Origin of the sequence: Streptomyces sp. Edi2, assembly GCF_040253635.1 — a bacterium.
In the GTDB taxonomy this organism is placed as follows: domain Bacteria; phylum Actinomycetota; class Actinomycetes; order Streptomycetales; family Streptomycetaceae; genus Streptomyces.
In genome coordinates this window covers 66052-90943 of sequence record NZ_JBEJGX010000002.1, presented here as the reverse complement: position 1 = coordinate 90943, position 24892 = coordinate 66052, and the positions used below count along the sequence as shown (strand labels likewise).

Genomic DNA, 24892 nt, shown 5'->3' with positions numbered 1-24892 from the left:
GAGATCACCATCATGAGCGTGGCGCCGGAGACGGTGGCGTGGTGCACGAGCCGCGATCACCCGTACGTCACCTACAACCCCTTGCTGGACCGCAGTTACTGCCGGTGCGGTCACCGTCAGGAGTCCGGGGCGCAGCCGATCGGCTGGGAGGCGAAGCGCGAGATGTTCCATTCGCATCCGCCCGCCGCTCCCTGCCGCTGCTACCTGCCCCGGTGAGGAGCGGGCCGCGCCGCGCCCGGCAGGGGGTTCTGGAGCCCCCGGTCGAACGAAGCAGGTGCTCCAGGCCTGGGGTTCCGCATGGCGTCCGGTGGCGCTACGCGTCTCTGCGGCTTCGGCGGGCGGCGCTCTCCCACTCCTGCCACGCGATGTACTCCTGGCGTACGTAGCCGCGCAGTCCCTCGGGTGACTGCCACTGGGGCGAGTCGGCCCCCAGCAGGCCTTCGACGTGGACCTGGTCGAGCTCGAGGTCGAGGTGCAGGAGCAGGTCGGCGGCCATCACGGCCGCGTCCGCGGCGTCGTCGGCCGGCTGCTGGGCGATGAGCTGCCCGCGGGCGGCGACGGCCATCGCGTGGGCGGCCCGGTCGAGGTAGGCGGCCTGACGCAGGTAGAAGAGCCGGTAGCCGCCGTGGTCGACGCCGGGACCGTTGCCGCTCGCGGCCGCCTGGGCGCGCACGTTGATGCCCTCGGCCCACAGGGCGAGGGTGAGTTCCTCTTCGGCCAGGGCGGGGGCCGTGCCGTATGCCTGGTCGTAGTCGGGCGCGAGGAGGTGCGGGAGCTCGGTGGGCTGCCAGCGGTGGCCGCACAGCAGGCAGGCGAGGGCCGCGACGGCCGTCGGGTCTTCTGGCGAGCCGAGTTGGGCCTCGACTTCCTCGCTCGGGCAGCGGGGGCAGTGGATCACCAGGTGGTCGGGCATCGGTGCGCCTTTCGCCGTGCGGGTGGGTTCGGCTGCGGGTGGCTCGACGAGGGGCCAGGGGGTGGTTCATGACGGCGGCCCCGGCCACAGATGTGGTCGGGGCCGCCGGTGTTGGTCCGCGAGGTCCTCATCGTGCTCAGCCGGATGCCGCGGAGGGCGCCGTGGCGTCCGGTCCGACCGGTGCGGGGTCCGCGGCGGCCGGCACGGGCCCCTCGGACTCCGGCGTCTCTTCGCGCGGGTGCACCGTGGCCGGGACAGGGGCGGGCCAGGGCAGGTTGGTGAACTTCGCGGTCATGGTCAACTCCTGTCGTCGGGGCGGGTGGTGGAGCGGCTGCGCAGGGAGCGGGCGAGGGGGTAGCAGGCGGTGACGGCGAGGGCGGCGCTGGCGGCGAGGAGGCCGGCGACCAGGGGGCGGCCGCCGGCCTCCAGGGCGAGCGCGATGCCGAGGGGCGGCAGGGAGGCGAGCGCGGTCGCGCCGCTGATGACGGCCTGGTAGCGGCCGGTGGCGCCGGGCGGGGCGGCGGTGGAGATGTATGCGCCGACGGCGACGCTGTAGCAGACCTCGCCCGGGACCAGGACGACGGCGGCGATCGCGTAGCCCAGGACCGTGTGCTGGAACGCGGCGATGGTGATGCCGAGGCCGAGGATGGCCGAGCCGGCGGCGAGGACGGGCACGAACGGGAACCGGACGGCCTCGCCGCGGCCGACGAGCAGGCGCATCAGGGGCGGGGTCAGGGCGAGGACGCCCACGGTGTTGGCGACCATCGCCATGCCGAAACTCGTCGCCGGGAGGCCGTCGTTGGTCATCAGCAGCGGCAGGACCGAGACGAGCCCCCAGGCGCAGACCATCGAGCAGACGGCGACCACGGTGATCCAGCGCAGGGCGGGGTCCGCCAGAACCCGTCGGTAGCCGGCCGACGGCGTGTCCGCGGTGGGCGGCCTGGGGGCCAGGGTCCGGCGGGCGACGAGCGCGAAGGCCAGGCACACGACGGCGTTGACGATGAACAGGATGCGGTAGCCGTAGGTATGGGCGAGATATCCGCCCGCGCCGCCGCAGATGGCGATGCCCACATTGCTGGCGAAGTACGTCCAGGTCTGTGCGCGTGTGCGGCCGGCCTCGGTGGGGATCGCCTCGTTGATGGAGGCCGACACGGCCGGCCGGTGGGCCTCCATGGTCAGTCCCAGGCAGACGGCGACGCCGAGCAGCGCGGGCAGGGAGGTGGCGACGGCGAGCGCGAGGCACGCGAGCGCGGACAGGATCATCAGGGTGACCAGGGCGGTGCGCTGGCCGAGCCGGTCGGTCAGCGCGCCGGCCGAGGCCTGGCCCAGGCACCAGCCGACCCCGAATGCGGTGAGCGCGGCTCCGGCCGCGGTGGTGCCATGTCCGGTCCCGTCGGCCACGTAGTAGCCGAGGAAGTCCCAGCTGAACCCGCCGGCCTTCACGATGAGCGAGCTGGTGATCAGGATCCAGACGACGGAGTGCGCCGTGCGGGCGGGCGGCACGGCCGTGGTGGCGGAGGTGTGAGTGGCCATGCAGCTCTCCCTGCAGGCGCTGCCTGCGGTCGTCACGAAGGGGGCGGACAGCCCGAAGGCGGCCGAACCAGAGGTGCGGCCGCCTTCGGGGTGCTGCTCGTGGGCCTTACGGGCGCACGAAGCGGACGGAGCGAACGGAACTCTTACGGCAGGGGCGCATGAGCTTCTCCTCTTCGGTGGTGCCGACTCCCCGCGGTCCGGGGATGAGGTGAACGTATGGGCAGGCCGGCGGTGCGTTGGCCGGTCCGGTGCACCCCGGACATGGTTGAAATGCGGAGCATGTCCGGGGTGCACCGCTGCCCGGGGAGCTCAGGATCACGCCGCTGCGCGGCGGGCCTCCTCGGCTCCGGTCAGGAGCCGGACGGCGTCGTCGTGCGGGATGCCGAACTGCAGCGCGGCGTGGTCGGCGACGGCGGCGGTCGTCTGCTCGGCCAGCTGGGGGTGATGCCGGGTGAGCCAGGCCAGGACCTGTGCGACGCCGTCCGAACGTGCCTGCCCTGCACCGAAGTTGGCGATGGCAGCCTGGGTGAGGACCTCGGCGAGCGCCTGGGCGGGCACGGTCTCCTGCAGCCGGTCCGCCGCGAGGTATGCGAGGTCCTCAGCCACCTGTCGGACGGCGTCCGCGGTGCGGTGGCGCAGCACCCACCGTGTGCGGCGCTCGGGGTCTTCCCACAGGGCGGCGTACAGGACCGGGGTGAGCTGCTGGCGGATGGGTTCGGCGCCCGCCGCCAGGACCGGGCGCTCGCACTGAGCCGGCCAGCGGTCGGCGGCGGGGCGGCGCCGGTGGGCGGCCCAGTTCTCCGCGACGGGCCGCGACCACATGGGGCGGTTGCCGACGAGGGCCTGGGGCTCGGGGACGGCGCCCTGCCCGCGGCTGATGTAGGCGCGCAGCGCCGAGGGGCTGATGGCGGCGGCCGCGGCCAGGGCGGGGGTGCCGATCAGTTGGTCGCCGGCGAGCTCGGGCGCGGTGAGCGTGACCACGCAGCGGTTCAGCGGCGGCCGGTCGGGGCTTGTGGCGCGGTGGGCCGCCCAGCGCGCCAGGTCATGCAGCCATGGCGCGCCCTGCGATGCGGCGCTCGGTGCGCCGAGGTCGTCCACCTGGTGCAGATGGCCTACGCCGGCATCCGCCCGCGGGTCCTGAAGGAGGTCGGCGGCGGTGACGGTGACCGCGGCGGGCACCACCTGCTGCTCGACGGCGCCGGTGGCCGCGTCCCACAGCTGGGGCGGTCGGAACCAGTTGGTGCCGTCCCACCAGTAGCCTCCGGCCCGGGTCACCAGCGGGTGGCCGGTGTGTCCGTGCCACGGTCCGGCGCCGTCGGGGCCGGCTTCGTACAGCAGCACGGTGCGGCCGAGGTGCGGGTGGGCGTGGACGATCCACACCAGGTCAGGGCGGTCCGGGTCGGTGATCCGGGTGGGCCGGGCCGGCCCTGGGGTGGTGGGGCCGGCGGGGAGGTGAGTGTCGTCGGCGAACGGCAGGCCGGGGACGGGGTGGTCGGTGCCGGCGCCGTTCGCGAGGAGGCGGTGGGAGGCCATGGTCAGGGTGTCCTTCGGGCGGGTTCGGCAAAAGAACGGTCAGGCGATGCGGCGGGCGGGCGCGGGGGCCGCCCCGGGCCAGGAGCCGGCGGCGCGTCCGGCTGCCCGGCGCAGCAGGACGGCGAACTCCTGCGCCCTGAGCGGATCGTGGAAGAGCGGCTCGGCTCCGGTGAGGCTGAGGACGGCGATCAGGTGCTGCCCGCGCAGGACGGGCGTGGCCAGGGTGCAGATGCCGGGACATCGGCGCAGCGCGATGCGGGTGGAGCGGATGGTGTCCCGCACGGCGGGCGCCAGCGTGAGCGGGCGGTCGTCGGCGCTGACTGCGAGTTCGGCGGGAGCGTAGGCGAGCGCGGCGCGGCCGGCGGCACTGGTCCGTGCGTCGCCCTCGTGCTGGGCTGCCGCGGCGCGCAGCTGCGGGAGCGGGCAGGCCAGGTCGATGAGGGTGAGGTGGAAGCCGAGGCCGGGGCGGAAGTGCGGCTCGTGCCAGGACACCGCGAGCCCGGTCTCCTGCTGCAGGTCCTCGATGATGCGTCGGACGGGCGGGGTGGTCAGGTCCGTTCCGGTCCTCACCGGGGCGAGCGCGCGGGCGTCGCGGGTGAGCCGGTAGGCGCCGCGGCGGGTGCCGGGCTCGACGAGGCGCTCCAGGCCGGCGGCCTTGAGGAGCTTGGAGGCGTGCGAGGGCTGCAGACCAGCGGCGCGGGCGATGTCGGCGAGCTGGTGTTCCTCCTCGGCGCCCAGGCGCAGCAGGGCGTGCAGGACGCGGAAGCCGCGGCCGGCGGACTGTGGCGGCTGGCGCCCCTCGCTCACGGCGGCGAGGACCGGCGGGACGGCGGGCGGGGACCAGTACGCGGACGGGGAGGGTCTGGGCGGGACGTCGAGGGACATGCAACCTCCAGGTCGGTGCGGCGCGGTCAGGCTCCAGACGTCGTGGGGGGCCAGGGAGCCGGGCCCGGGTGGCGCGGCTCCCCGATCGGCGACTTCAGTGGGGCGGTCAGGGCCGGTAGGGGCGGCGCGGGCGGAACGACGGCGGCTGGGCGGGGGCCGGGACAGCGACGTCGTAGGCGTCGTCGGGGTCGTCGTCCGGCGGGCTGAGGTAGTGCGGCTCCACGAACAGGCGCTGGGCCTGCCATTCGGGCGGCGGGGACAGCGGCGCGGGCCGGGGCCTGCGTACGGCTGCCTCGGTCCGGCGCGGCGGGATGCGGTTCTGGGTGTGCATGGGCACGGCTCTCCTGGTTACTTCAGGTCCGGCAGGACGACGCCGCTGCTGGAGTCGGTGGGAAGCGGCTGGTCGGGGCAGCCGGCCAGGATGCGGGTCATGGCCGCCTTCTCCGGCGGGGTGACCCACAGCCGGTACTTGGCCTTGACGGCGATCTGCCGTGCGACGTACGTGCAGCGGAAGCTCTTGTTGGCCGGCAGCCAGGTGGCGGCGTCACCGTCGGACTTCGCGGCGTTCGCCGGTCCCGAGGCCGCAATCAGGTTTTCCGGGTCGTTTCCGAGGGCCGCCCGTTGCTGCTGGGTGAGTTGGGCCGCACCCACGCGCCAGCTGGCGCCGAGCGCGACGACGTGGTCGATCTGGACCTGGGCGCTCTGCGGGCCGCGCACGAAGTGGATGGTCTTGCCGGTGTAGGGGTCGGCGAGGGTGCCGGTGGCCACCACGCACCGGGAGGTCCCCTTGAAGGTGATGTGCTGCAGGTCGCGGCGGAGAACGTCGTTTCGGGTATCGCACGAATTCTGTGCCCCGGGCGCGGTGGTGGAGTCCGACCAGGCCGGTCCGAACTTGGCCTCGCGGTCGTATCCGGTCATCGGGGCCGGGCCTTTGACCGCGAGCTGGGCCAGGGCGTGCTGGGCGGTGCCGGCCGCCGCCGGACCTGCGGCGGGCGCCTTCGCGTTGTCGCCGGCGCTCGGGTCGGCGAGGGCGGAGCAGCCGGTGAGCGTGGCGGCCAGGACGAGACCGGCCAGCGCCGTCCGGCGGGTGGTGAGGTTCAACTCGGCGGTACCTCTTCTTGATGCGGTGGGCGCCGCGGCCGCGGCGCCCCTTGATGATCACGCAGAGAGCGGGTGGGGACGGGCAGGCGTGTGCAGGGCGTGGGCGAAGGCCCTGACCTGCTCCACGGCGCCGTCGAGGCCGGCGGGGCCCTCGAGCAGCGGCCGGACCAGCGGGGAGCCGATCACGACGCCGTCGACGTACGGGGCGACCTGGGCGGCGCGTTGCGGGGTGGAGATGCCGATGCCGCCGACCACGGGCAGGGAGGTGTGTGCCCGGAGCCGGGTGGTGAAGGCGTCGAGCGCGGGCAGGTCGAGATCTCCCTGGTAGCCGGTGGGGGTGGCGGCTGCCGGGGCGTAGATCCAGCCGGAGGCGGCCGCGGTGATGGCGGCCAGCTGATCGTCGTCGGCGCTGCGCGGCGCGAACTGCGGGGTGTGCAGTCCGGCTTGTCGGGCGGCGTCGGTCCACTCGTCGGCCTCGGCGACGGGAAGGTCGGGGATCATCGCGCCGGCGGCCCCGGCCTGGGCGAGGTCCTGGGCGAAGCGGGTCACGCCGAAGTCGAGGACGGGGGCCCAGTAGCTCATGGCGACCACGGGGACGGCGGTGCTGGAGGCGGCGAGGCGGATGGTGGAGAAGACGTGGGCCATGCGTGCGCCCTGGCCCAAAGCCTGGGTGTAGGCGGCGGCGATGTCCGGGCCGTCGAGGCTGGGGGTGTGGTGCGGGACGCCGACTTCGAGGAAGTCGGCGCCGTGGCGGGTGAACGCGCGCAGGGCCTCGATCCCGGCCGTCCAGTTGGGGAAGCCGGCGGGCAGGAACGCGCCGAGGGCCGGTCGTTGGCGGTGGGCGAGCAGTGCGGTGAGCCCGGTGGCGGCAGGGGTCAGCGTGGTCATGACGGGGGCGCCTTTCGCAGGGCGTGGGGGTGAGGGGGCCCGCGATCCCGCGGCGAAGGGGTGCGCGCGGGGTCCACAGGGGCTGCCCCCGGCCGCCGCGTGGGAGCGCGGCGGCCGGGGAGGAGCCGGGACTATCCGGCGAGGTGGAACTTGATCATGTCCTGGCGGATCCAGCCGTACGTGCCAGCCGGCAGCCCGCCCTTGGAGCGCGTCTTGAGCTTGGCCTTGTACCAGGAGCCGCTCTTGCAGTAGAGGGCCAACTGGTCCGCGTTGTAGACCAGACCCTTCGACTTGTATGAAGTCGACGGCCCAGTACGGAAGTTGATCCCGTTGCCGTCTACTTCCCCGCTCTGGTCGTAGGTGGAGCAGTCGCTGGCGGCCGACGCGGTCGGCGCGAGCGCGGCGGCACCGCCGGCGAGCAGGGAGACGGAAAGGGCGACGGTGGCGAAGCGCTTGAGTGCGGCCATGGCCTTCAAGGTCCCTTCAGGAGTGGTGGATGGGTCCGGTGGCCCGCCAGGGCGCGGGCCACCGGGGCCGGGACGCCACGGGGCGCCCCGACGGGATGCCGTCAGGCCTTGTCGGCGGCGTGCCGGCCGGTGCGGCGCTTGCCGTAGCCGACGGCACCCACGGTCGCCAGGCCCGCGGCGAGCAGGCCGCCGGCGGTCAGGGCCAGTGCCGTGTTCCCGTCGGCGCCGGTGTGCGCGAGGCTCCCGGCGGGCGTGACGGTGTCGCTGGCGCTGATCTGCTCGGTGGTGCCTCCCTTGGGCGAGTCGTGCGAGCTGCCCTTGTCGGAACCGCCCTTGCCCGAATCGCCCTTGTCGGAGCCGCCGCTACCCGAGGTCGGATCCGGGGACGGCTTGGTGGTCGGGTCGGTGCCCGGGTCGGTCGTCGGAGGACCGGTCGGGTCCGTGGTCGGCGGGGTCGTGGGATCCGTCGTCGGCGGATCCGTCGGGTCGGTCGTCGGAGGATCGGTTGGATCGGTCGTCGGCGGCGTTGTGGGATCCGTCGTCGGCGGGGTCGTCGGGTCGGTGGTCGGAGGATGGGTCGGGTCCGTGGTCGGCGGCGTTGTGGGATCCGTCGTCGGCGGAGTCGTCGGGTCGGTCGTCGGCGGGGTCGTGGGATCGGTCCCCGGCTCCGTCGGATCGGTGGTCGGCGGGCCGGTGGGGTCCGTCGTCGGCGGGGTCGTCGGGTCGGTGCCCGGCTCCCCGGTCGGCCCCGGGCTCGGGGAGCCGGACTTCGCCGACACCTCGACCTTCAGCGCCAGCGACGCCTCGTCGGCCGCCGAGGCGGACGGCTGCGGCGAGGGGGAACTGGCGGCGAGGGCTGCCGGGGTGGCCACGGCCCCCGCGGCGGCGACGAGCGCGGCGGTCGCCACGACGCGGCGCAGCAGGCGCGGTCGGGTCTTACGCATGGGTGAGATCAGCCTCCACTGGTACACGGCAGGCTCGGCCGGTCAGCGCACGCTGCGCCGGGGCGAAGTACCTGCTGGTGAACTGATCTTGGATTTGGTGGCCTGTGGACAGAGTCCGGCGATTTCCGGACCTCAACCGCCTCGCTCAGCGGTTCCTGTGGATAAAGAACTGCGCGCCGGGCCGCGGCGGTTGGCGCGCCGGGTGCGGGTCTGGTCCGTGCGCACCATCGGGGCTGCGAGCATGGGCGGATGACCCTCGTGATCGCCCTCGCGGCCGGCTCGGTGCTGGGCTACCTGATCAGGTGCTGGCGGCCGGCCCGGCGGGCGGCGCACTGGGCTCAGCGTCAGGAGATGGGCACGGCGGCATGGTGGGCTGCGCAGCCGGTGCTCGCCCTCGCGCTGGCGGTCCGGCTCGTCTCGCACCCCCGCCAGAGCGTGCGCAATATCCGCTCCTGGCAGGAGGAACAGCGGGTGGAGCCGCCGCGGCACGATCCCGGGTGGGCGGCCAGGCGGGGCGCGCGGTGAGCTGGTGCGGGCAGTGCAGGGCCCGGCGCACACACGGGGGGATGCGCGCCGGGCTCTCGGTGCCACGGTAGCCGCGGATCCGCCGCGGGCGGGGCCGAATGCCCGGGTTCATCTCGATCCGGTCAGCGGCTCGGCTGATCCGCGCCGCACGCCCTTCGGTGTCTGCAGGGTGAGGTGGCGGCGGGTGACCAGCAGCAGGAACAGGCCGAGCGCGGCGCCGGCGGCCGCGACGGCGGCGGTCCCTGCGGGGGCGGTGGAGGGTACGAGGCCCGCAAGCGCGGTGCCGGCGGCCTGTCCCAGGCCGAGACAGGCGATCAGCCAGGCGGATGCCTCGGCGAGGGTGCTGCGCGGGACGAGAACGTCGAGTGCGTGGAAGCCGGTGACCAGGAGCGGCGCGAGGAACAGGCCGGGCAGGACGGCGGCCGCGATGGCCAGCGGCGGAGCGGGATCGGCGAGCATCGGCAGCGAGCCGAGCAGGAATCCGGCGCCGATGAGCAGGAGTTGGCGGGCCGGGGAGCCGGGCCAGGTGCGGCGGCCGAAGAGCAGCCCGCCCGTCAGACTGCCGACGGCGAGCGCGGCGGGGATCATCGTCGACAGGTAGCCGGCGTGGTGGCGCTCCCCTGCCGCGAGCGCCACCACGTTCAGCGCGCCCAGGGTGATGCCCGCGCCGAACAGCGCGGCGGCCAGGGCGCGCAGGCCGGGGACACGTATCGGTCCGAGCCAGTGGGTGCGGGTGGGGACCGGCTGCCAGGTGCGGGTGGGCGGCGCGGACAGGAACAGTGCGGATCCGCCGAGGCCGATCGCGGCGGTGGCGGTGAGCACGAGGACGGTGCCCGTCACGGCGTCGAGGCCCAGGACCAGGAGCGGGCCGCCGATGAAGACGAGTTCCTGGGCGCAGGCGTCGAGCGCGAGCGCGGCCCGGCGGTGCTGCGGGCTCTCCACGACGTGCGGCCACAGGACGCGCAGCGCCGCCTCCAGAGGTGGGGTGCACAGGCCCGCGGCCGCGGCGATGACCGCGGCCGGTGCGGGATGGCCGGCCGGGCTGAGGAGGGCGAGCGCGAGGAAGGCCGTGGTCGAGGCCAGGGCGGTGGCGCCGATCGCGACGCGGTGGCCATGCCGGTCCAGGAGGCGTCCCCACAGGGGCTGCCCGATCGCGGCCGCCAGTCCGTAGACGGCGGCGAGGATTCCGGCCAGGCGCAGGCTGCCGCCGTCCGCCCGTACGGCGATCAGGATCGCGAGCGGTGCCATGGCGACGGGGAGGTGGCCGATGACCGCGCCGGCCAGGAGGCGGGTGACGTTCGGGAGGGCCAGGACGTCGCGGTAGCGCGACGGTTCGGGGGCGGGCCGTCTGCGAGGGCGGTGCAGGAGGGGGCTGATGGTCATGGGAGAGCGATCCTTGGTGTCGTACGCCGTCAGGGTGCGCGGCGGCCGCGCGGGAGGAGGGGCGTCGTCCCGCCGGGTGGGTCGGGACGACGCCGCTGGAGGACTGCTGGCGGGCGGCCGGCGTTCGGTGATCGCAGGAGGCGCCTATCCGGCCCGGGGGAAGACGGGCGGGGTCCAACCGATGTACTTGGCGCCCCACTTGGTCTCGAAGAGCTCGGCGTCGACGACGTCGATGTAGCCCGGCCGGAGGATGTCGTTGCTCGCGACCTTGCCGTTGCCCAGATAGACGGCGATGTGCCCCGCCCTGTGGCCGGTGTCCCAGTACATGAGGGCGCCCGCGGGGGGATGCCGGTCGCCGTCGTGCTGCATGGACTTCGGCACGACGCTGTAGTGGTCGATGGCGTAGTCGACACCGGAGAACTGCCAGCCGTAGACGATCGCGGTGAAGGCCAGGCAGCGCTGATACCAGTCGGCGGAGGAGCCCGAACCGGAGTGCTTCTTGGCCCAGGCGATCGCCTCGTCCACCGAGCGAGGGTTCTTCAGGTCCCAGGTCTGCTTGCCGTCGGTGAACTTGCCGCCCGCGCTGCCGCCGGCCCCACCGGTGCCCGGCTTCGCCACGCCGCAGCCGTTGTTCTCGCTGGTGACGGGCTTTCCGTCGTCCCCTGAGTTCGAGGAGCCGGATCCGGTGCTGGAGCCGCCGCGCTCGAGGTCGATGCCGGCGTCCTTGGCGAGCTTGCGCATCGCCGTCTCGTGTCCGGCATACAGCTCGGGGTGGGCGGACTTCTGGACCTTCTGCGCGGCCGTGCCGAGCGGCAGCTTGTCCCACCCCTTGATGTCGACGAGGCCTTCGTTGCCGCCGCGGCCCAGCAGAAAGCTGTCGGCCGCGAAGCTCGGCGTCATGATCTGCTGCTTGGTGCCCCAGTTCATGGAGGGCCGCTGCTGGAACAGCCCCACCGAGTCACGGTCCCCGTGATCAAGGTTCTGCATCGTGCTCTCCTGCATCGCGGTCATGAGCGCGATGAGGGTGGCGCGGCCGGGGAGCTTGGCCTTCTGGACCTCCTTGTCGATGGTCTTGGCGTAGGAGACCTGCTGCTCGTGGAGCGTGCCGGAGGCCGTGCCGGAGCCGCCCGCGTCGGAGGAGGCGGAGGCGTCCGCGGTGCCGGGGCCGGTGTCCTCGCAGTCGGAGGCAGTCGCCTGCCCGGCGGGGAAGAACATGCCGAGCAAGATCAGCCCGATGAAGAAGACGACGAGGGCGATGGCCCCGAACTTGAGCTGCGCGCCCTTCTTGACGACGCCGGAGGCCTTCAGGGCGCCGCGCATCACATCCCGCTGGTCCACGGCTACTCCTTCAGCCCGAGGACGCGGGTGACCATCCAGTGCGAGGCGGCGTCGGCGCGCGCGACCTCGATGGTCAGGTGGCGGCTGTAGCTGTAGGGCTCGGTCGCCGTGACCGTGAGCTCGACGTCGGCCTGCAGGTAGACGCGGACCGAGGTGTCCGGGGCGGGCCGGTCCTTCGCGCTGGGCTGCCCGATGTCGACCTTGGTGGGCTTGGCCTCGGTGGCCTGCGCGGCGACCAGCTCGTTGAAGTCGCGGTCGTCGTGTGCTTTGAGGTTCTGCACCAGCGGGGCGGAGGCGTACGGCGCGGCCCGTTCGACGGCCGCCTTGTGGCTGCCGTCCTGGACCGGGCGGCGGGCGGTGTAGGCGGTGACGAACGCCTTGGCGACGGCCTCGGGCTTGTCGGCCACGGCGGGCGCGCTGGCGGCCGGCGTGGGCGAAGTGCTGGCCGGCTCCTCGGGAGCCACCACGGTCGGGCTCGCCTTCGGCTTGGCGCCATCCCCGCCGTCGTGGGGCCACAGCCAGGCGGCACCGGCCACGGCCGCGGCCACCACCAGGGCGATGACCGGGACGACGGCGGGGGTTGGGGTCTTCTTGCGCTCCTCGCGTATCCACTCGGCGCGCTCGTCGCGGCGTGCCGAGTGCCACCGCCGCTTGGCCTTGCGGCGCTTACGGCCGCGCAACTCGGTGATCTCGGGCGGGAGTTCTTCCCTGCGCAGCAGCTCGCGCCATTCGGCGGGGGTCTGCGGCACCGGCGCCCGCCCGGACTTGCGGCCGGGAGAGGCGGAGGGGGACTCGGAGGTGTGAGGGTCTTTCTCGTGCGTCACAGGGGGCTCCGTACGGGCGGCGCGGGGGTATGCGGGCATGCCGAGATGGCCCCGGGGCGGTCCGGCCGCTGCTGCGGCCGGACCGCTGGGGATCTCGTGCGGGTGAAGAGGTGGCGGGCCTGGGGCCCTTGGTCAGGCGGGCTCAGGAACTCCCGCGCGGTCGGGGCGGCCCGTTGCGGGTGCCGCTGGCCGGCAGGGCCCCGCCACCGGGCGGACGGCCGGGCGTACGCGGCGGCCGCGGGGTGGGCGGCGGCGGGTACGTACGGAACCTGGCCCCGGTCGGGTTGGCCGCCGGCCGGTTGATGACGGTGCCCTGGATGGTGGTGGGCCGGTGGGAGGGGTTGGCCGGCGGGACTCCGGTGCGCCGGGGCGCGCCGGGCCGCACGGTGTAGCCGCCCGCGGTGGTCCCTCCCGCTCCGGTGCGGCCGGGGCCGGTCGGCCGCCGCGGTCCGGGGCGCGGCCCGGTGCTGGGCCGGGTGCGGCGTCCGCCGGGTGAGCCGGGTCCGCTGCCGGCGGGGCCGGTGGGTCCCGTCGGTGCCCCGGGCAGGCCCGGGGTGCCCGGTCCTCCTGCGGGCCGGTGCGCGGTGGGCGGGTAGCTCGGCGGCGGCGGAATGGTGCGGCTGGGGCGGCTGCGCACGTCGCCGGTGTTGGACGAAGCGCTTCCCGAGTCATCGTCGCGGTTGCCGCCGCGCCCGCCGCGGGAGTCGGGGGCGGGGTGCCGGTCCATGTCACCGAAGCCTCCGCGGCCGCGGCCTCGGATCGCGCTGCGCAGGCGGCGCGCGGAGCCCATCCGGCCCAGGGTGGAGAGCACGCCGCGGCCCGCCATCTGGGCGCCGCCGGCGCTCACGATGCCGTCCAGGCGGCCCTTGACCTTGAAGGCCATCGCGGCGGCGCAGATGTTGAGGGCGGAGACCATGAGCCAGCCGTAGGTCGGCAGCAGCGACATCATCGCCACGCAGACCACCATGACCGAGCCGAGGAGCATGGTCGCGGTGAACGAGACCATGACCAGGCCGATCAGCATCTCGAACCACTGAACCCCCCACTGGCGCGGCTTTCCTGGAATGCACCAGAGGGTCGCGAAGGCCACGCCGCACACCAGCAGCATCAGTGCGCCGATGAGACTGGCCAATGTGGTGAAAGCCAAGGTCAGGGCGAGGGCGCTGAAGATGACGCAGCTGATGATGCCGGCGATGAGGACACCGATCCGCCCGCCGGGGGTATGGCCCTGGCGCCATTCGACGGCCTCGCTGCCGATGGTGTCGGTGTTCAGGGTGGAAGAGAGGTAGTCCTCGCGGTCGTCCATGTCCGTGCCGCGCTTGACGACCTCGTTGCCCCACCGCTGGCACGCCTTGACGGACCCAAGATCCGCAATGCACCACGGTGTTGCCACATATGTTCGCCACACCGCGTCGGCGGCGCGCCTGACCGTGTTGTCCTTCTCGTTGCCCGACCACTTCGGCTCGGGCGTCTTGAACGGCATCGCCGCGTCGTCGCTGCCGGACAGGCCCGCACCGATCGTGGTCATGGCGACCGAGGCGCCCAACTGGCGCCCGTTATCGACCCCTTTAACCCAGGTGGCCGGGGCGACGAGGAAGGTGGTGGCGATGGCCGCGGACGCGGCCACCCAGGCGAGCTGCCCCAGCGGCGAGGACTCCGACTTCTTCGCCCAGGCGACGAAGCCGCCGACGGCGACGGCGGTCGGCAGGAACGTCGTCATCATCGGGCCGGCCGCGGCGCCGATCGCCTTGGAGATGGCACCTTCGACTTCCGGGAGGGAGACGACGTTGAAGCACCAGCCGACCACCACTACCGCAGCCCGTCCGACCAGGGTCAGGACCTGCATGAGCATGTTCCCGAACCCGTGCAGCCAGCCGTCGATCAGGTCGCCGCCGGTCAGGTCGTCGCTCAACTGCTTGTCGAGTTGGTACACCTCGGGGCTGTACGTCTCGAACAGGGTGCCCTGGCCCGGGGGTTTGAAGGGGCTGGGCATCATGTCGCCGATGCCGCCGGGCTTGTAGTCGTCGGTGCCGTCGGCGGCCGCGGCAGGAGCGAGGACACCGAGGGTGGCCAGGATGCCGGCCGTGGGGATCAGCAGGGTGCGCAGCCGCGGCAGGGCGACCCAGAGGCGGATGGCCGCGTAGCGGAATCGTTTCAGCAAGTCCTTCATGTCATCGACTCCCGGACGTCGGCCGCCGCCGCTGGGCGCCGGCGCTGGGTGCGCCGGGCGCCGCGCAGTCCGCGACCGGGCCGGTCTGGGTGCGCTGTCGTGAAATCACGGCTGCCTCCATGGGTTGGCAGGCGGCGTCGGCCGGCCCGCTGCGGGTGGGGGTCATGCGGCTTCCGACCCTTCCTGCGGCGGGTTGTGGACAGAGTCCGCGGATTCCGTGCCGGTGAACTCGTCCTGGGGCATGGCGTCCTGAAGGGCGCTCTCGCGGTCCTCGGCCTGGTCCTTCGGGTTGGTGGACAACGCGCGCAGCAGCTCGTAGGAGGGGGCGTCCCACTGCATGGTGGCGACCCGGTCGCGGCGGTCCCTGACGATGCAGTGGCCGTGGCGGATGTCGCCGTGGGCGTCCTTGCCGACGCCGTGGATCAGGGCGCGGGTGCTGTCCGAGACGGGCAGGCGCAGCAGTTCGGCCATCGCGTCCTGCTGGGAGCGGGTGCTCTGCTCGAAGGCACAAACCGTCGTAATCGCCTCCAGAACACCGTCCATGCCGAGCAGCGACTTGGGGTCCTGGGTGTCGATCGCCAAAGAGGTGTCCAGGGCTCGTCCGGTACGGGCGATGTAGTCGATGAACCGCCGGCCGTCGTCTGTCCCGGTGAGAACGTGCACCTCGGGAATCGCCACGACCTTGGGGAGATTTCGCAGGTCAGCGCGGGCGGAGGTGTTCAACGCGTAGGCAATCAGGCCGCGCATCAGCGCCAGGGAGACCCGCTCGGTCATGGTCATCTCCCCCGGGCGGGTGCCGGCTTGCGGCATCGTCAGACCGGGCACCTGGACCAGCCACAGGCCCGGCTCCGGGCGCAGCGGCGAGGCACCGTCGTGCGGGTTGCCGAGCAGCGGGGCGCCGAGCTGAGTCTGGGACAGCTCCGACAGCGCGTCGCCGGCTTCGATGGCGAGCGGGTCGCTGCTGGCCTGCAGGTACTCGACCACCCGCCAGGTCGCGGCGTCGTCGTGCTGGGCGATGGCGTTGCAGGCCCGCAGCAGGTGCGTCTCGACGCCGGCGTCCCGCATCCGCTCCGGCAGGATGATCAGCAGCTGGGAGACGACCTGGAGCGCGGCATCGCCCTTGGGCAGGAGCCGGAAGACATCGGCGACGGCCGGGGTTTCGACGCCGCAGGTGACGTGATGCGAGTCCAGCCCGAGGTACTCGCCGGCCTTCACCAGGCCGCCTTCATCGCCCTTGAAGCCCAACATCAAACTGAACGCACCCTTGAGGCCGGCGATCAGCGTCGCGAGCATCATGCTGGTCGTCTTGCCGCGCCCGGACCGTCCGACGAACGCCGTCGTCGTGGCGTCACCGCGCGCGCTGCCTGCAGTGATGTCGATGCGGCAGACGCCCGGCGTGGTGCCGGTCAGCAGCCCGGCGATCGGGCCCTCGTCGTCGCCGGCCTCCGAGCCGCCCCAGAACATCGAAGCGGCGAGCGCGTCGGTGGTGCGGATGTGCCCGAGGTCCAGCACCCGCAGCATGTCGCCGATCTGCGCCTCCAGCCACAGCTCGCGCTGCTCCTCGGAGGCGACCGTGACGTCGATGGACAGGCCCGCGTAGTGCGAGGTGACCGCGTCGGTACGGGCGCGCAGGTCCTCGAGGGACTCGGTGGAGGAGACGATGATGCGGGGGTGGTCCTCCAGGAGGGTCATGCCGTCGCGGGACATCTGCCGGCGCAGGTCCTCCATCACCCGCTCGGTCTCTTCGGTCTCCGCGAACGTCTCGCCGGCCGACCCTTCGGCTGCGCTGCGGCGCTGCTCCTTGGCCAACTGGCGCTGCTTGTCCACGGCCTTGATCGCGTGGCCCTTCTGCCACACCGAGAAGCGCACGCTCGCCTCGGGGCACACCAGCGCGTCGTCGCCGGTCTCCGGGTGGGTGTAGCTGATCTCCGAGAGGCAGCGCAGCCACTCCTGCTCGCCGGGGGTGATCAGCTCCTCCGGGAAGGCCGGCATCGCCAGGACGCTGACCCAGGCTGCGGTCTCGCCGCGGGCGTCCATCATGCGCACGTGGTCGGCGTGCGGAATGGCCTTGGACTGGGTCAGGCGGACCAGGGAGGCGCCGCTGATGGTGGGCAGGTGCGGCGGGGCGGGCTGCGGGCGGAAGCTCTCTCGGGAAACGGCCCAGGCCAGCAGCTCGGCCGGAGCGATCCGCGCGCGCCAGGGGGTGGCTTCCAGGCGGCGCTCCATGCGGCGGGCGAGGCCGTCGAGGTGGGCGAGTTCGGCCTCGTCCAGGCCGGTGTGGCCCACGCCGAGCGCGCCGGTCACACCGTTCTTGACGACGGCGTTGGCCGCGGAGTCCCGCTCGACGAGGCGTATACCGAGCAGGAGGTGCCGCTGCGGCAGGTCCAGGGTGTCCAGGCGGCGGGCCCACATGTCGGCGACCGCCTCGACGTCCCCGGCGGAGAAGATCTTGCGGGCTTCCTCGCGGTAGTCCTCGCCGTCCAGGCGCGCCCAGATCACCTTGAGGTGGCAGTCGTAGCCGGGCAAGGTCTTGGCGAGCGCGAGCGCGGCCGCGTCCTGCTCCATGTCCTGGCGGTCCTCCGGCATCAGGTCCGTGTTGGAGGCGGACAGGGTGAACCACGCCTCGGCGCCGACGTCGGTGACGACCAGGCCGTCGGCGATGGCCACCAACTGCGGCTCCTTCATGAGGCGTTCGGCACCCAGGCCGAGGAGTCGGCCGAACTTGCTCGCGGACTTCTTCGCCGCCTTGCTGCTGGTGCTCATCGGTGGGACTCCTTCGTGGAACGGGCGGCGGCGCGCTGGTCGGGGGTACGGCGGGCGAAGTCGGCGGCGGTGGCGTCGTCACTGATCCGGGCGGCCTGGACAAGGCGGTGGGTGCCGTCGCGGGTGAGGTGGTGCCACAGGCCGGGGTGGAACCCGGTGCTGCGCGGGCGGATCCGGTCGGAGAGCCCGGCCCTGAGCCAGGTCCGCTCGCTCGGCTCGATGAGCAGGCGGGTGGAGAACAGGTCCCGGGCCAGGCCGGAGAGCGGGCCGGGGAGCTCCCGGCAGGCGAGGACGACCTGGATGCCGGCCAGCCGACCGTGGGCCAGGACCGCGGTGAGCGCGTCCAGGGCCACGCCGTTGGGCCGCGGGTCCGCCTGGTGGTCCAGCAGCACCTGGGTGGTTCCGTCGTTCTCCACCAACAGCAGCCGCCGTGGCCCCAACTGGCCCTTCTCGGCGCGGCCGCGGGCCTGGTGAGCCAGGCCGATCAGGTGCCGGTGCAGCTGGTCGGGCTCGTCCACGTACGTCACGTGCTCCAGGCCGCGGGCCCAGGCGTGTGCGTGGTGGTGGACGTCGAGGATGTCCACCTGCTGGCCGGCGGCCAGGGCCTGCGCGCCGAGGCTGCGCAGCAGTTCGGTGGCGCCCATGCCGGGCGGGGCCACCGCCAGGACGTGCCCGTCGCGCGGGGTGAGGTGGACGGCGGCGCCCTCGGCGTCGACGCCGATCAGCGGGTGCTCGCTCAGCCGGGCCGCCGCCTGTCCCACCCCGTGGGTGAGGTCAACTTCGCGTGCGGGCAGGCGCGGCGGGCTCGGCGGGGCGGGCCGGCGCCGGGAAAAGAGCTTCATGCCGCCTCACCCGTCTCGATGACGCCGCGGGCCAGGGCGCGGGCTTCGACGTCGCTGAGGTACAGCGCCTGGAAGGCGGTCGACTTCTGCTCGGCGACCACATGCATGCGGCCCGGGATGAGGGAGTACGGCGGGATGGACCACACCTCGGGGGCGACGCGCTGCCACAGCGCGGCGCCGCCGTAGGCCAGGACCCGGGTGGGGAAGACGTCCTTGACGGGGACAGCGCCCAGGCCGGGCAGGCCCACGCGCGGATTGCCGGCAAAGACCTGGATGCCGAAGCCGGGGCCGGCGGCGAGCAGGACGCCGAGGGCCTCGACGCCCGGGGCCTCCTCCAGCTGGGTTTCCGGGCGGGTCTGGGACCAGTACTCGCGCAGCCCGTACGCGACGGTGCCCAGGTGCTCGATGACCATGACGCGGCGGCCGCGCCAACTGCCGTCCCAGGCAGTGGTGCCGTCCTGCAGGGCGGCCACGTTGATCAGGAGGTGGTCGTGGATCTCCGCGATCCGCGACAGGTAGCGCACTCCGGGCAGGTCGCGGGCCCACTGGTGGCCGGCGCCGCCCGGGTCGATGAGGTCGACGCTCGCGCCCAGCGCCAGGGCCTGCGCGGTCAGGGAGCGCAGCAGGGTGGTGGTGCCGCCGCCGGCGCCGGTGGCGACCAGGGCGTGCTCGGCGCCGGGCGGCAGGTGGACGGGCCGGTCGCGGTCGGCGAGACCGAGCAGCGGAGTGCGGGCGGAGTTCAGGGCGGTCAGGGTGTGGGGGTCCGTGAGGCGCAGCGAGTTGCGCAGGGCCTGGATCGGGATGGAGGTCTGGGTGCTCATCAGCTGCTGCCCTTCGGTGCGGGCCGAGCGGTGCCGCGGCGCCGCTTGGCGGTCTTGGTGCGGGCCTTGGCGACGGCGTCGGGGCCGTACATGCGCAGGCGGGGCCGCAGGTGGGCGGGCTTGCCGCAGGACTCGGCGGCATCCGGGTGGTCGCCGTCGGTGGTGAAGTAGGTGGAGAACGCCGGCATCTCGGCCAGCTGCGGGGCCCGTTCGGCCAGGCGCTGGGTGCGTAGCCGCAGGCCGACCTTCGGGGCGGGGATGCGGCCGCGGCCGATGACCGGGCGCACCCCGTGGTTGAGGAAGTTCAGCCGCACCCCCCAGATCAGGAGGTTGGTGCGCCGCCAGTAGGTGGTGGAACGTTTCGCCCCGTAGTAGGTGAAGAACAGCGGCGGCAGGAGGAAGACCGGGATCAGCGGCTTCAGGGGCATCCCGAAGAGCAGCAGCCAGGTGCCCCACCAGATGGGGAACATCACCGCGCCGTACTTCAACGTGGTGCGCGGCAGGCCTTCGCCCAGGTCAAGGCCAAGCAATTCGTGCTGCCGGGTTTCGAGATCCCAGTGCCGGGTGTAGGTGCTGGAGGTTCGCATCGTCGCCGCCTCAGCCCGTGAAGACGGTGGCGATCTTGGCGCCGATGAACTTGAGGATCGTGACGGCCTGGGTCGGCGTGAACACCATCACGGCGACGACGGCGCCGCCGACCATGTGGGTGATCAGCGCGCCCCACTCCTTTTTCGCCCAGTGCCCGAAGCCGCGAACGGCGAGCACGGCGACGAACAGGGAGCCGACGACCGCGAGAATCCAGGAAACGAGCGCGTTGTCTCCGCCCATGGGGAATCCACTCCTTGGGTTTGATGGGAAGGGTGTTGAAGGGCCGGCCGTACGGCGGGCCCGCGGCAGCCGCCGCGTGAAGGGGGCGGGCCGCTACGCGGTCTTGGCGTTGACCGCCTCGACCTGCCAGCGACTTGCGCTGCTGGCCGAGACCTTGGTGAGGGTGATCTGGTAGGTCTGCTGGATCTGGGCGCCGCCGAGCTTCCAGCGCACCGTCGCCGTGCCGGACCGCTTGTCGCCGGTGCCGGCGTCCACGACCCAGGAATCGAGGGTGTCGAGCGCGAGGCCGGAGCCGAGCGGCTCGATGTCCGCGCCGGGTGCGGCCGCCTGGTCCTCGCTGCCCAGGGCCCATGACTTGAGGAAGTCCTTGACCGTCTCGCGGGTCGTGCCCGCGAGCTGGGTGTCGGCCTCGGGCCCCTCCGGTGCCTTGTAGCCGGCGGCGGTCGGCATGCCGACCATCGCGGGCTGTCCGGTGACCACGACCCGGCCCTCGCCCTGGGCGACCGGCACCTCCAGACCGCGCCAACTCGTCGCGGTCCGCTGGTTCTTGCCGCTGCCGGTCACCGTGCTGACCCGCACGTCGACCCGCACCCGGGCCCGCTTGCCGCCGACCTGGGTCACGGTGCCCGGGATGGTCTGCGCGACCAGCTGGACGCCGGAGCCGTTCCACCCGAGCTTCGGGTCGATGCCCTTGGCCAGGTCCGCCTCAAGTTCCTTGGCACGCGCGTCGGGTTCCTGCGCGTTCCAGTTCATGTAACTGCGGGCGAAACGGGCCGCGACCTGCTGCGCCTCGGCTTCGGGCACGTTGTTCTTCCTGGCCTCGGCCTGCGGGTCCGCCTGCTCGACGGGCGCCGGCGGCTTCGTGGGGAAGATCCACGTGCGGACGCCGGTGAACGCGGCCAGGCCGATGACCAGCCAGATCGCGACCCGTCCCGCCTTGCGGGCGGCCGAGCGTCCCGAGGACTCCTCCTCTTCCGCCCAGCCCAGCGCGGCCGGCGCTCGCGTCCCCCTCCCCTCCCCCGCCTCTGGCGAAGGCGCCTCCACCGAGGCGTCCGCGACAGCGGTGATTCCCTCATCACCGCCCTTGGGCTCTTTCGGTGGAAGATTCAGCATCTTCCGCAGCGCACTCATCCCGTACTCCTCGGCCAATTCCCAATAACCGACCTCCGCGCATAAGGGCATGGCGGGGTGCCATGCGGCCTCACGCATTTTGCGGAAAGCTCACACGGAAAACGTAGAATCGTTGGCCTGTGGATAAGTTCCGGCGATTCGGCGCCCCACGGTTCGGCGGAGGGCGAGGGCACAAAAAATGGGGGCCACGGGAAATCCCGTGGCCCCCATCGGTGCCTCTGTGCCCGGCAGGTCAGCCGTGGCGGTCCTCGTCCTCCTCGTCGTCCTCCTCGTCGTCGACGGCGCCGTCCTCAGCGTCCTGCTCGTCCTGGTCGAGGTCGGCGGGATCGCCGGACTCCCCGGCCTCCTCCTCGTCCTCGTCGGGCCGGTAGTAGTCGGCGAGGTCGGCCAGAGCGAACAGCTCCTTGCCGTCGACGAGACGTCCGCCCGGGAAGTTGCTGCGGCGCCGCTTGTGCTGGCGCATCAGCTCGGCACTGACCTCGATCCCCTCCTCGGCCAGCCGCCGGGATATCTCCGCCAGCGGCAGCAGCTCGACGTCCTCCTCCGGCTCCTCCACGACGGCCGGCGACGCCGCGTCGCCCTCCAGCACCAGCGGATCGTCCTTGACCATGCTCACCGCCGGCCGTTCTCCACCGCTCTCCTCATCTGCCGCTATGGCCTGCTGATCAGGCGAGTTGGCTTCCTTGGTGAACAGCGGCCTGGACTCCTGCAGCAGGGACGGCAGCCGCTGAGGGCTGCGCGCCGGCGGAGCACCGTACAGGTCCTCCGTGCTGTATCCGCGCTGGGCACGCAGTTCCATGCTGTGCGTGCGGAAGTCCTCCGGGTCCGCGTACGGGACCTGGATCCACACCCGCCGGTTGCCCTCGATGATCATCATGCGGCCCGCGCGGTCGACGCTCTCCGGCACGGGAGTGGTGTTGACGATCATCTTCCACTGGTTGGCGTTGTAATTACCCATAAGGATCATTCGGAACATGTTCCGCAGACCCCGGGAGCCGACCGCGGCCTCGCGCAGGTCCTGGAAGACGCCGATGATCGTCACGTTGACGTGCCGGCCCATGCGCATGATGGACGCGATGTCGCCCCAGATGGGGTCACTGGCCGGATCGCCCTTTTCCTTGTTCTCGTTCCACCACTCTTTCGACGCGTCGCCGAATTCGTTGCCCTCTTCGAGAATGAGGGTGAGGCGGTCGAAGTTCTTCCGCGGGTTGCCCTTCTTCACGTAGTTCCGGGCTTCCACCTCACGGGCGGCCCAGGAAATCGCGGACCGCATGTCCCCGATATTTCCCGGGTCGGTGTAGAGGTGAACTCCCTCGACGCCCTCGAAGCAGTTGATACTCGCCATCTTCACGTCGATGCCGATGACGGTGGCCCGCTGCCGTACCAACTGCGTGATAATCATCTGGAGGAACGAGGATTTACCACCGCCGGAACCCACCGAAAGCGCCCACATCGCGGTTTCGCCGGTCATTTCCTTGATTACCGGGCGCTGGCGTTCGTCGATGCCCAGCACGAGCTGGCCGGGCTCACATGCGGCGATCGCCTTCTGCACGATGTCGCTGAAGAAGTCCACCTTCTCCGGCGGCTCGAGCTTCGGCTTCGGCTTCTGCGGGGTGAACACCACGTTGAACGGGTGGTTCTTGAGATTCCACTCCCCCGCCCACTGCCCGCCCATCCGGTCCTGGATCAGCTCACGCATCTGGTCCTTGAAGCCACCCGGATCGTGCCAGCCGTCCGGCAGCCGCACCGCGACGAACGACCGGTCGATGGGGATGTTCAGGGCACGCAGCCGTTGATGGTCGTCCCACTCGGACAGCAGGTCCTTGAGCGCCATGGACATCGGAATCACCAGGGCCCGCATGTGGTTTCGCCGGCCGCGCCCGCGTATCGCGGCGATCACCACGATCGGGACCGCCACCGCCGCGGCGACGATCGACACACGGATCACACGGTCGTGGTCCTTGATCCCCCACCACATCCACGCAGCCCAGCCCGCCCACGCGAGGAGGACCACTCTCAGCAGGGCGACCCCCCAGCGCGGCAGGCTGCCCGGTGGTCGTGGCTCACCGTCCAGCGGGGCCCCGCTGATGAACCGGCCGAAGACCATGACCCCTTGCTCCAGGCCTTCCTCGACCTGCTTGTCAAACTTCGTCTGCGCCACGGGCCACTTCCCCTTCCACGCTCAGCTCCCTCCCGGCTCCCGCAGCACGCGGAAGAACGATCAAGAGCGAACGTAGAAAGATCGGCCTGTGGACAGAGTCCGCGAAAACGGATTACCGCACCGCGGCGAACTGCCAGGAGCAGCGGCGCTGTTCACCCGTGGCCGCTACGGGCCTGCCCTCGGCAGGGCGCCGGCCGTTGGGTTCAGGGAGCGCCACCGCCGATGACACCCCGCGATCGGAGTTGCAGACAGCACGGAGCGCCGCTCAACCACGTCTGGCTGCGCCGGAGTTCTGGCCCAGCACAGGTGCCGTACCCCGAGCCGATACCGTCGGAGCATGCACCCCACTTCACCCGCCGGCCCGGTAGCCGGGACCCCTGCCTACTGGTCGATGCTGGAGCGGCAGGCCGACAGCTACTCCCGAAGCCGTGCATCAAGCGCGCCCGGCGACTGGGCTGACGCGCAAGCGCTCATGATTCGCCTGAAGCCATACGGCGCGTCCGGTCTGCTCGACCTGTCCACGCTGCTGGTCCTGCACGCCATCGACCGCTGTCCCGTCGAACTCCGCGACGGCCAAGGCCGGCCAGTCCTCTCGAACCTGATCCACGGCCGATCCGGCGCCCTCACGACGATCGACGCGACTGCATCCGCGAACGCGCGCCTGAACCGCGGGCCCGAGACCGCCAACGACCTCGCCGACGCCGAGCAGCAGATCGAGCGCATCAACGACCTCGAGACAGCGGTGGCGGCAGCCCTTCAGACCCAGGCCGGACACCCCAAGGCCCGACGCAACGTACGCCGAGCCCTGACTGACCGCGGCGAGGGCGCCCGGGAAGCATCGGCGATCTTCGGAATCCTCAGCGAGATCATGGAGACCATCGGCCGTCGCGCCGCTCACCCCGCTCGCTGAGCCTCCGCACGCCACTCCCCGCTCCGGTGTGGCACTGCACCCTGACCGCGATGCACAGCCTCCAGGCGCCGCTGGCTCACCGGCTCTGCGAGCCACGCATGCAGTGCTCGCGCGCTCGCGCACGTGTGGGCGCTTCACGAGGCGGTGATTCTCGCGTTCGCTGTGACTGAGACCTATAGATGGCGGATCATCGTTGCTCCGGTGCAGGTCAGAGTGGTGCCGAGAAACCTACTTGGCGGATCTTGAGGGTGATAGTTGGCGGATCACACCACCACTGGCTCCGAGCATGAGTGCATTGCCGCAGGTGGGCGCGTTGGCCTTCGTTCGAGTCTCAAGATCCGCCAACTACTGCGCCCCATCCGCCATCTATAGGTCTCGGTCACATTCGCCGCCGTTGCCGGGCCCTGACGGCCGACGCTTAGGATCGCTCCTGACGAAGAATCGAACGAGGTCGAACGGAGCGCTCTGCGAGGAGCGCGGCCTGGCTGGCGGAGCCGCAGGCCGTCTGGGATCGGGTGCCCTGCGCTCAGCGGGCGGAGCCGAATAGGAACGCCAGTCCGATGATCAGCCCACCGTAAGCCAGCACCAGCAGGGCCACGACGAGGAGCAGCAGCCAGCCAGTCAGAATGCCGACAAGCGCCAACCCGCGATCCCGACCATCAAGACGCTTGCCGCGCCGTCGGCCGAGATGGCCGGCGGGGATGGCGACCACGCCGAACATGAACATGGCGAAGGTGTAGTACTGCCCATACATAAGCCAGAACATGGGCGTGGCGAAGATCGCCACTATGAGAGCGACGCCCAGAGCTGCGGACCAAATACTGACCCGCGCCGGAGTGTTGCGGACCGAGCCGCCTCGCCGCGCTGTCGCCGGCGCATTGTTGTCCATCATGGTTGTTCCCCCGTAAAGATCAGATCGCCACCCTACGAGA

Annotated in this window: 25 protein-coding genes; 3 read left to right on the top strand and 22 right to left on the bottom strand. The window is 72.2% G+C overall.

What is annotated here, in order from left to right:
* Positions 1-12: 12 nt before the first annotated feature.
* The gene (locus ABR737_RS02270) at positions 13-216 is read left to right on the top strand and encodes a hypothetical protein (protein WP_350248476.1); all 204 of its coding nucleotides are present in this window, start codon (positions 13-15) and stop codon (positions 214-216) included.
* A 97-nt stretch (positions 217-313) separates the two neighbouring features.
* Here ABR737_RS02270 and ABR737_RS02265 read toward each other — a convergent pair whose 3' ends face one another.
* The 10 genes from ABR737_RS02265 to ABR737_RS02220 form a co-directional block, all read right to left on the bottom strand.
* A complete protein-coding gene (locus ABR737_RS02265) occupies positions 314-913 on the bottom strand; it encodes a hypothetical protein (RefSeq protein ID WP_350248475.1) in 600 nt (199 codons plus the stop codon).
* Between the two features lie 136 nt (positions 914-1049).
* Entirely contained in the window at positions 1050-1208 is a 159-nt protein-coding gene (locus tag ABR737_RS02260; protein ID WP_350248474.1) for a hypothetical protein, read from the bottom strand.
* Positions 1209-1210: 2 nt separating this feature from the next.
* Positions 1211-2446 (bottom strand): MFS transporter, encoded by a 1236-nt coding sequence (locus ABR737_RS02255; RefSeq protein WP_350248473.1) that lies wholly within the window; start codon positions 2444-2446, stop codon positions 1211-1213.
* A gap of 315 nt (positions 2447-2761) precedes the next feature.
* Positions 2762-3979 (bottom strand): hypothetical protein, encoded by a 1218-nt coding sequence (locus ABR737_RS02250; protein WP_350248472.1) that lies wholly within the window; start codon positions 3977-3979, stop codon positions 2762-2764.
* 39 nt (positions 3980-4018) lie between these two features.
* Positions 4019-4864 carry an IclR family transcriptional regulator gene (locus ABR737_RS02245; protein WP_350248471.1) on the bottom strand — a complete coding sequence of 282 codons (846 nt, stop codon included), beginning with the start codon at positions 4862-4864 and terminating at the stop codon, positions 4019-4021.
* Between the two features lie 106 nt (positions 4865-4970).
* Positions 4971-5195, bottom strand: coding sequence for a hypothetical protein (locus ABR737_RS02240; RefSeq protein WP_350248470.1), 225 nt, complete (start codon positions 5193-5195; stop codon positions 4971-4973).
* 17 nt (positions 5196-5212) lie between these two features.
* Positions 5213-5965, bottom strand: a complete 753-nt coding sequence (locus ABR737_RS02235) for an HNH endonuclease family protein (RefSeq protein WP_350248469.1) — start codon at positions 5963-5965, stop codon at positions 5213-5215.
* Positions 5966-6022: 57 nt separating this feature from the next.
* Positions 6023-6853 carry a tryptophan synthase subunit alpha gene (trpA, locus tag ABR737_RS02230; protein ID WP_350248468.1) on the bottom strand — a complete coding sequence of 277 codons (831 nt, stop codon included), beginning with the start codon at positions 6851-6853 and terminating at the stop codon, positions 6023-6025.
* A gap of 131 nt (positions 6854-6984) precedes the next feature.
* Positions 6985-7320, bottom strand: a complete 336-nt coding sequence (locus ABR737_RS02225; RefSeq protein ID WP_350248467.1) for an SH3 domain-containing protein — start codon at positions 7318-7320, stop codon at positions 6985-6987.
* A gap of 101 nt (positions 7321-7421) precedes the next feature.
* Positions 7422-8264, bottom strand: a complete 843-nt coding sequence (locus ABR737_RS02220) for a hypothetical protein (RefSeq protein WP_350248466.1) — start codon at positions 8262-8264, stop codon at positions 7422-7424.
* Between the two features lie 249 nt (positions 8265-8513).
* Between ABR737_RS02220 and ABR737_RS02215 the strand changes: the two genes are divergently transcribed.
* A complete protein-coding gene (locus ABR737_RS02215; RefSeq protein ID WP_350248465.1) occupies positions 8514-8789 on the top strand; it encodes a hypothetical protein in 276 nt (91 codons plus the stop codon).
* Between the two features lie 108 nt (positions 8790-8897).
* Here ABR737_RS02215 and ABR737_RS02210 read toward each other — a convergent pair whose 3' ends face one another.
* The 11 genes from ABR737_RS02210 to ABR737_RS02160 all read right to left on the bottom strand — a co-directional run bounded on the left by ABR737_RS02210 (position 8898) and on the right by ABR737_RS02160 (position 23050).
* The gene (locus tag ABR737_RS02210; protein ID WP_350248464.1) at positions 8898-10172 is read right to left on the bottom strand and encodes an MFS transporter; all 1275 of its coding nucleotides are present in this window, start codon (positions 10170-10172) and stop codon (positions 8898-8900) included.
* Between the two features lie 144 nt (positions 10173-10316).
* Complete coding sequence (locus tag ABR737_RS02205; protein WP_350248463.1) at positions 10317-11510, bottom strand: C40 family peptidase; 1194 nt, start codon at positions 11508-11510, stop codon at positions 10317-10319.
* Between the two features lie 2 nt (positions 11511-11512).
* Positions 11513-12334: a hypothetical protein gene (locus tag ABR737_RS02200; protein WP_350248462.1), complete on the bottom strand. Its 822-nt coding sequence runs from the start codon at positions 12332-12334 to the stop codon at positions 11513-11515.
* A gap of 142 nt (positions 12335-12476) precedes the next feature.
* Entirely contained in the window at positions 12477-14504 is a 2028-nt protein-coding gene (locus tag ABR737_RS02195; protein ID WP_350248461.1) for a hypothetical protein, read from the bottom strand.
* Positions 14505-14666: 162 nt separating this feature from the next.
* A complete protein-coding gene (locus tag ABR737_RS02190; protein WP_350248460.1) occupies positions 14667-17267 on the bottom strand; it encodes an ATP-binding protein in 2601 nt (866 codons plus the stop codon).
* Positions 17264-18109, bottom strand: coding sequence for a hypothetical protein (locus tag ABR737_RS02185; RefSeq protein WP_350248459.1), 846 nt, complete (start codon positions 18107-18109; stop codon positions 17264-17266). The genes ABR737_RS02190 and ABR737_RS02185 overlap by 4 nt, the downstream gene beginning before the upstream one ends.
* Positions 18106-18930 (bottom strand): cell division protein FtsK, encoded by an 825-nt coding sequence (locus ABR737_RS02180; protein ID WP_350248458.1) that lies wholly within the window; start codon positions 18928-18930, stop codon positions 18106-18108. Before ABR737_RS02180 ends, ABR737_RS02185 begins: the two co-directional genes overlap by 4 nt.
* Entirely contained in the window at positions 18930-19517 is a 588-nt protein-coding gene (locus tag ABR737_RS02175) for a hypothetical protein (RefSeq protein WP_328973555.1), read from the bottom strand. The genes ABR737_RS02180 and ABR737_RS02175 overlap by 1 nt, the downstream gene beginning before the upstream one ends.
* 10 nt (positions 19518-19527) lie before the next feature.
* Entirely contained in the window at positions 19528-19758 is a 231-nt protein-coding gene (locus tag ABR737_RS02170) for a hypothetical protein (RefSeq protein WP_328973556.1), read from the bottom strand.
* A gap of 93 nt (positions 19759-19851) precedes the next feature.
* The gene (locus ABR737_RS02165) at positions 19852-20889 is read right to left on the bottom strand and encodes a conjugal transfer protein (protein WP_350248457.1); all 1038 of its coding nucleotides are present in this window, start codon (positions 20887-20889) and stop codon (positions 19852-19854) included.
* A 232-nt stretch (positions 20890-21121) separates the two neighbouring features.
* Positions 21122-23050: a hypothetical protein gene (locus tag ABR737_RS02160; protein WP_350248456.1), complete on the bottom strand. Its 1929-nt coding sequence runs from the start codon at positions 23048-23050 to the stop codon at positions 21122-21124.
* A gap of 337 nt (positions 23051-23387) precedes the next feature.
* Between ABR737_RS02160 and ABR737_RS02155 the strand changes: the two genes are divergently transcribed.
* Positions 23388-23960: a hypothetical protein gene (locus ABR737_RS02155; protein WP_350248455.1), complete on the top strand. Its 573-nt coding sequence runs from the start codon at positions 23388-23390 to the stop codon at positions 23958-23960.
* Positions 23961-24486: 526 nt separating this feature from the next.
* Here the strand turns inward: ABR737_RS02155 and ABR737_RS02150 are convergent.
* Positions 24487-24852 carry a hypothetical protein gene (locus ABR737_RS02150; protein WP_350248454.1) on the bottom strand — a complete coding sequence of 122 codons (366 nt, stop codon included), beginning with the start codon at positions 24850-24852 and terminating at the stop codon, positions 24487-24489.
* Positions 24853-24892 lie beyond the last annotated feature (40 nt).

Bases quoted from the DNA above. Each gene is read 5' to 3' on its own strand.
- ABR737_RS02190 (WP_350248460.1), bottom strand. From the start codon at position 17,267: ATGAGCACCAGCAGCAAGGCGGCGAAGAAGTCCGCGAGCAAGTTCGGC.
- ABR737_RS02250 (WP_350248472.1), bottom strand. From the start codon at position 3,979: ATGGCCTCCCACCGCCTCCTCGCGAACGGCGCCGGCACCGACCACCCC.
- ABR737_RS02180 (WP_350248458.1), bottom strand. From the start codon at position 18,930: ATGAGCACCCAGACCTCCATCCCGATCCAGGCCCTGCGCAACTCGCTG.
- trpA (WP_350248468.1), bottom strand. From the start codon at position 6,853: ATGACCACGCTGACCCCTGCCGCCACCGGGCTCACCGCACTGCTCGCC.
- ABR737_RS02240 (WP_350248470.1), bottom strand. From the start codon at position 5,195: ATGCACACCCAGAACCGCATCCCGCCGCGCCGGACCGAGGCAGCCGTA.
- ABR737_RS02220 (WP_350248466.1), bottom strand. From the start codon at position 8,264: ATGCGTAAGACCCGACCGCGCCTGCTGCGCCGCGTCGTGGCGACCGCC.
- ABR737_RS02255 (WP_350248473.1), bottom strand. From the start codon at position 2,446: ATGGCCACTCACACCTCCGCCACCACGGCCGTGCCGCCCGCCCGCACG.
- ABR737_RS02210 (WP_350248464.1), bottom strand. From the start codon at position 10,172: ATGACCATCAGCCCCCTCCTGCACCGCCCTCGCAGACGGCCCGCCCCC.
- ABR737_RS02150 (WP_350248454.1), bottom strand. From the start codon at position 24,852: ATGATGGACAACAATGCGCCGGCGACAGCGCGGCGAGGCGGCTCGGTC.
- ABR737_RS02195 (WP_350248461.1), bottom strand. From the start codon at position 14,504: ATGAAGGACTTGCTGAAACGATTCCGCTACGCGGCCATCCGCCTCTGG.
- ABR737_RS02215 (WP_350248465.1), top strand. From the start codon at position 8,514: ATGACCCTCGTGATCGCCCTCGCGGCCGGCTCGGTGCTGGGCTACCTG.
- ABR737_RS02245 (WP_350248471.1), bottom strand. From the start codon at position 4,864: ATGTCCCTCGACGTCCCGCCCAGACCCTCCCCGTCCGCGTACTGGTCC.
- ABR737_RS02175 (WP_328973555.1), bottom strand. From the start codon at position 19,517: ATGCGAACCTCCAGCACCTACACCCGGCACTGGGATCTCGAAACCCGG.
- ABR737_RS02155 (WP_350248455.1), top strand. From the start codon at position 23,388: ATGCACCCCACTTCACCCGCCGGCCCGGTAGCCGGGACCCCTGCCTAC.
- ABR737_RS02265 (WP_350248475.1), bottom strand. From the start codon at position 913: ATGCCCGACCACCTGGTGATCCACTGCCCCCGCTGCCCGAGCGAGGAA.
- ABR737_RS02165 (WP_350248457.1), bottom strand. From the start codon at position 20,889: ATGAGTGCGCTGCGGAAGATGCTGAATCTTCCACCGAAAGAGCCCAAG.
- ABR737_RS02185 (WP_350248459.1), bottom strand. From the start codon at position 18,109: ATGAAGCTCTTTTCCCGGCGCCGGCCCGCCCCGCCGAGCCCGCCGCGC.
- ABR737_RS02260 (WP_350248474.1), bottom strand. From the start codon at position 1,208: ATGACCGCGAAGTTCACCAACCTGCCCTGGCCCGCCCCTGTCCCGGCC.
- ABR737_RS02170 (WP_328973556.1), bottom strand. From the start codon at position 19,758: ATGGGCGGAGACAACGCGCTCGTTTCCTGGATTCTCGCGGTCGTCGGC.
- ABR737_RS02270 (WP_350248476.1), top strand. From the start codon at position 13: ATGAGCGTGGCGCCGGAGACGGTGGCGTGGTGCACGAGCCGCGATCAC.
- ABR737_RS02225 (WP_350248467.1), bottom strand. From the start codon at position 7,320: ATGGCCGCACTCAAGCGCTTCGCCACCGTCGCCCTTTCCGTCTCCCTG.